This is a genomic window from Streptomyces sp. NPDC057474 (assembly GCF_042802555.1).
Taxonomy (GTDB): Bacteria; Actinomycetota; Actinomycetes; order Streptomycetales; family Streptomycetaceae; genus Streptomyces.
On record NZ_JBHVDX010000045.1, the window covers coordinates 47,657 to 52,610 of the forward strand.

Below are 4,954 nucleotides of genomic sequence, written 5' to 3' on the forward strand. Positions count from 1 at the left end.
TGCGGGGAAGCCGCCGGTGGCCACCGGTCCCCACTTCACGGGTGTGATCCGGATGATCGACTTGCCTTGTTTGACCATGGCTGCCCGGTACTCGTCCCAGTCCGGGTGCTCGCCGGAGATGTTCCGGAAGTACTCCACCAAGGGCTCGACCGAGTCCGGTGAGTCGAGGACCTCCGCCGTGCCGTCGATCTGTACCCAAGGGCCGTCCCAGTCGTCGCTCAGCACGACGACGCTCACGCGCTCGTCGCGCTTGGCGTTCCGTGTCTTGGCGCGCTCGGGATACGTGGAGACCACGATCCGGCCCGAGTCGTCGACGCCGCAGGTCAGCGGGGAGGCCTGGGGGCTGCCGTCGCCCCGCCGGGTGAGCAGGAGCGCCCGGTGCCGGGGGCGTACGAAGTCGAGCAGCTCTTCGAGGGAGACCGAGGTGTTGGTCGCGATGTTCCGTGCCATGGCGGTCAGAGTAGGCCCTCACCCGGCCCGTGAGCCTGACCCTGCCATGCGTACCCACGGGCCTACGCCTACCCCGCGCCTACGGCAGCGTCCCGCCCTGCACAGCCTGCACGTCGAGCTCGACCTTCAGCGTCGTACCGATCGCCGCGATCCCCGCCTGGACCACCTGGTTGTAGTTCATGGCGAAGTCCTCGCGGCGGAGTTCGGTGGTGGCCCGGAAGGCGGCTCGTGTGCCGCCCCAGGGGTCCGCGCCGGTGCCCAGGTACGCCAGGTCCAGGTCGACCGGTCGTACGACCCCGTGCATGCCCAGCTCGCCATGGACGGTCCAGCGGTCCGGGCCGGCGGGGGACAGGCCCGTCGAGACGTAGGTGATCTCGGGGTGCCGTTCGACGTCCAGGAAGTCCGGGGACCGCAGATGCTGGTCCCGCATCGCGTTGCCCGTGTCGATCGAGGCGGCCCGGATCACCGCCTCCACCCGGGACTTGGTCCCCTCGTCCGGGGCCGGCGCGATCTCGATCGAGCCCGAGAAGTCGGTGAAGCGGCCGTGGACGCTGGAGATGCCGAGGTGCTGGGCCATGGCGGCGACGGAGGAGTGGGCGGGGTCGACGGTCCAGGGGCCGGGCGGGGGCAGTTCCGTGCCGCCGAGCCGGGAGAGGGTGACCATGCCGACCTCCGCCCGCCCGCCTGCCGTCACCAGGGCGCCGGCGGCGAACGGCGCGTAACCGACCGCCGTGACGATCACGGTGTACGCGCCGGGCGCGAGTGCCGTGGGGTCGTGCACGCCCCCTTCGGCGTCCGCCTCGGCCCGCAGCATCTGCGCGCCGGCAAGGTCGGTCACCGTGACGACCGCGTGTGACACGGCCCATCCGTCCCGGGTGCGGATCCTCGCGGTCAGTCCCATGTCCGTCCAACTCCTCAGCATGCGAACCGGCCGGTGGAGCGGGGGTGGAGCGGGGGGTGGCTCCACCGGCCGGTGGTCCGACTACTCGCCGGGGTGGGCGAGTTCGATGTCGTGGTCGTCGACGCCGGGTCCGGCGACCGTCAGGGCCGTGGCCACGGGCGGGTAGCCGGTCGCGACGACCGTGTACTCGCCGCCGTCCAGGTCGATGAAGGCGTACGCCCCGTCCGCGCCGGTGGTGGCCGTGCCGACCACGTTGCCCGCCGCGTCGACGAGGGTCACGCGGGCATCGGCCAGAGCCCCGCCCGGCGCCCGTACGACCCCCTGGAGCCGGGCCCCGGCCTCCAGGTCGATCTCGATCCGGGTGACCCCGGTGCCGCCGACCTCGACGGGCAGAGCGCGCGGGCGGAACCCGGCGGCGTTCACCGCGACGGTGACCCCGCCCGGCACCAGCTCGCCGAAGCCGAACTCGCCCTGCTCACCGGTGACCCCGCTGGCCAGCACGGCACCGCGCACATCGGTCACCACGACCATGGCGTCCTTCACGGCCTGCCCGGCCCCGGCGGCCCGCACCACACCGTCCAGCCCGCTCGTCCCGCTCAGCAGGATGTCGTACGCGACCGGCTCACCGCCCACGACCACCGTGGACGCCTGCGGCTGGAACCCGTCGGCGGCCGCGATCAGGACGTACGACCCGGCGGCGGGCGCGTCCACCGCGTAGACCCCGTCGGCTCCCGCGACCGAACGGCCGAGCTGCCGCCCGCCGAGCGAGATGAGGGTGACGGCGGCCCGCGGCACGGGCGCGCTCTCGGCCCCGCGGACGTGACCCCGTACGGGAATCCCGCCGCCGTTGCCCGATACCGGAGCGGAGGCCGGCGTCGCTGCCGCGACCGGAGCCGTGGCCTGGTCGGACGCCACAGCGACCGAAGCCGTGGCCATGGCGACCGCAGGCGACGCGTCCGGCACGTCCGCCTCCCCGTCGGTGCCCGTCGCCTTGCCCTGCGCCGCCTGGGCGAGCGCTCCGGTGGTCTTCAACGGGACCTCCTTGATGAAGAAGGAGAAGACGAGCGCGAGGGCGGCGAAGGGGGCGGCGTAGAGGAAGACGTCACCGATTCCGTGGCCGTAGGCGCTCTCGATGACCGTGCGGATCGGCGTGGGCAGGGAGTCCAGGTCGGGGATCTCGCCGTGGCCCGTCGAGGAGCCGGACACACCGAGCTTGGCGAGGCCCTCCTCGGCGTAGTGCGAGATCCGGTGGCTCAGGACCGCGCCCAGCGCGGAGACGCCGATCGCGCCGCCGAGAGAGCGGAAGAAGGTGACGACCGAGCTGGCGGCCCCGAGGTCGCTCGGGGCGACCTGGTTCTGGGTGCACAGCACCAGGTTCTGCATCATCATGCCGACGCCGAGCCCGAGCAGCGCCATGAAGATCGCCACATGCCAGTACGCGGTGTCGTACCGGAGGGTGCCCAGCAGTCCGAGACCCGAGGTCACCAGCACACCGCCGGCGAGCAGCCAGGCCTTCCAGCGACCGGTGCGGGTGATGACCTGACCGGAGACGGTCGACGAGACGAACAGGCCGGCGATCATCGGGATGGTCAGCACGCCGGACATGGTCGGCGACTTGTCGCGGGCCAGCTGGAAGTACTGGCTGAAGAAGATGGTGCCCGCGAACATCGCGACACCCACGAAGAGCGAGGCCAGCGAGGCCAGCGCGATCGTCCGGTTGCGGAACAGCCGCAGCGGCATGATCGGCTCGCTCGCCCTGGACTCGGCCAGCAGGAAGACCGCGAGCAGCGCGACCGTGCCGCCGACCATCGCGTACGTCTGCCACGACACCCAGTCGTACTTGTCACCGGCGAAGGTCACCCAGACCAGCAGCAGGCAGACCGCGGCGGTGATGAGGAACGCGCCCGCCCAGTCGACCTTGACCTTGCGCCGGACGACCGGCAGGTGCAGGGTCCGCTGGAGGACGATCAGGGCGATGACCGCGAAGGGCACGCCGACGTAGAAGCACCAGCGCCAGCCCAGCCAGTCGGTGTCGGTGATGACACCGCCGACCAGCGGGCCGCCGACCATGGCGGTCGCGAAGGTGGCGCCGAGGTAGCCGTTGTACCGACCGCGTTCACGCGGGGAGATCATCGCGGCGAGGATGATCTGGGCCAGCGAGGAGAGCCCGCCCATGCCGATGCCCTGGACCGCGCGGAACCCGATGAGTGTCCCGGCGTTCTGGGACAGTCCGGCGGCGGCCGATCCGAGCACGAAGATCACGAGGGCCAGCTGGATCAGCAGCTTCTTGGAGAACAGGTCGGCGAGCTTGCCCCACAGCGGGGTGGACGCGGTCATCGCAAGGAGCGACGCCGTCACGACCCACGTATACGCGCTCTGCCCGCCGCCCAGGTCCTTGATGATGTCCGGCAGCGCGTTCGACACGATCGTCGACGACAGGATCGCCACGAACATGCCGAGCAGCAGCCCGGTCAGGGCTTCCATGATCTGCCGGTGCGTCATCGGGGCGTGGTCGCCACCGCTGTGGGGGGCATCCTTGGCGGCGCCTCCTCCGTGCTTGGCGTGAGCCCGCACACCGGCTGGTGTGGTCGTTGCCATGGGGCTTCCTTTTCCTGTGTGCTCTTTGCGGGTGTACGGGTTGCTGGTTCGATGCCTGCTAAGCGGGTGTACGGGCCGGCGCGGTGGCGTCGAAGCTCTCGCGCAGCCGGCCCAGGAGCCGGGCGAGCTGTCCGACCTCGTCGTCGGACCAGTCGCTCAGCCGGTCGGCCAGCAGCCGGCTGGTGCGCCGGTCCAGCTCGGCGACCACGGCCCGGCCCTCGGGGGTCAGGCGCAGGATGCGTGAGCGTTTGTCCACCGGGTCGGGGAGCCGTTCGATCCAGCCCCGCTCGGCGACGTGCGCGACATGACGGCTGGTCACCGACATGTCCACCGAGAGCAGTTCGGCGAGTCTGCTCATCCGCATCTCGCCGTGCCGGCCGAGCAGGGTCAGGACTCCCGCCGATCCGCCGGGGCAGTCATGCGGCAGCATCCTGGCGAGCTCCCGCTTCACGGCCCCGATGGCGCTGAGCTGACGGACCAGCTCCTCGTAGTGCGCTTGCCCGGCCATGGAGCCCCTCCCGCATTTGTTGCTTAGGGCAACCATAAGAGTGGATGGTTGCTGCAGGCAAATGAAATCGGGCTTCTGTGGCTCAAGTCTTGGCAAAGGAGAACGTTCGGACGGTCGCGGGCGGACCACCCCGCTTGGGCGCGTCCTCCCTGATTCGCTAAGGTCTCGGGCCATGGCTGACAACCAGGGCCCCCAGGGCAACTACGACCCCGCGGGCAACACCCAGATGTTCCGCGCCTTCGTCGACGAGACGCCTTCCGGTGCCGGGGGCCGACGGGCCGCGGCCGCCGCCGGGTCCTCCGGGCCGCGGATCGGTGTGATCGTCGGTGTGATCGCGGCGGTGGCTGTTGTGGCCGCCGTGGTGTGGCTCGCGCTGGCGTGAGTGCGCGGCCCGGCGGTCGAGTACCCACTCGTCTGCCGGGCTCTCGTGATCTTGTGATCTTGCGGCTGCGGGTGCGTTCGTGGCCGGCCGCGCAGGTCCCCGCGCACCTGAAGAC

At 71.2% G+C, this 4,954-nt stretch carries 5 protein-coding genes; 1 reads left to right on the forward strand and 4 read right to left on the reverse strand.

Annotation, left to right across the window (positions count from 1 at the left end; genetic code table 11):
- From ACFU53_RS16045 to ACFU53_RS16060, 4 genes are all read right to left on the reverse strand, one after another.
- The coding region (locus ACFU53_RS16045; RefSeq protein WP_383991693.1) for a PPOX class F420-dependent oxidoreductase at window positions 1-450 on the reverse strand (450 nt) is incomplete at its 3' end.
- Between the two features lie 79 nt (window positions 451-529).
- Window positions 530-1,351 carry a YceI family protein gene (locus tag ACFU53_RS16050; protein ID WP_383991696.1) on the reverse strand — a complete coding sequence of 274 codons (822 nt, stop codon included), beginning with the start codon at window positions 1,349-1,351 and terminating at the stop codon, window positions 530-532.
- Window positions 1,352-1,432: 81 nt separating this feature from the next.
- A complete protein-coding gene (locus ACFU53_RS16055) occupies window positions 1,433-3,949 on the reverse strand; it encodes an MFS transporter (protein ID WP_383991699.1) in 2,517 nt (838 codons plus the stop codon).
- 58 nt (window positions 3,950-4,007) lie between these two features.
- Complete coding sequence (locus tag ACFU53_RS16060) at window positions 4,008-4,457, reverse strand: MarR family winged helix-turn-helix transcriptional regulator (protein ID WP_383991702.1); 450 nt, start codon at window positions 4,455-4,457, stop codon at window positions 4,008-4,010.
- A 172-nt stretch (window positions 4,458-4,629) separates the two neighbouring features.
- Here ACFU53_RS16060 and ACFU53_RS16065 point away from each other — a divergent pair, with 172 nt between their 5' ends.
- On the forward strand, window positions 4,630-4,839 hold the full coding sequence (locus tag ACFU53_RS16065) for a hypothetical protein (RefSeq protein WP_383991705.1): 210 nt from the start codon (window positions 4,630-4,632) through the stop codon (window positions 4,837-4,839).
- The last annotated feature ends 115 nt before the right edge of the window (window positions 4,840-4,954 follow it).

Excerpts from the sequence above, each read along its gene's own strand:
- ACFU53_RS16050 (WP_383991696.1), bottom strand. The coding sequence starts at position 1,351 with ATGGGACTGACCGCGAGGATCCGCACCCGGGACGGATGGGCCGTGTCA.
- ACFU53_RS16055 (WP_383991699.1), bottom strand. The coding sequence starts at position 3,949 with ATGGCAACGACCACACCAGCCGGTGTGCGGGCTCACGCCAAGCACGGA.
- ACFU53_RS16060 (WP_383991702.1), bottom strand. The coding sequence starts at position 4,457 with ATGGCCGGGCAAGCGCACTACGAGGAGCTGGTCCGTCAGCTCAGCGCC.
- ACFU53_RS16065 (WP_383991705.1), top strand. The coding sequence starts at position 4,630 with ATGGCTGACAACCAGGGCCCCCAGGGCAACTACGACCCCGCGGGCAAC.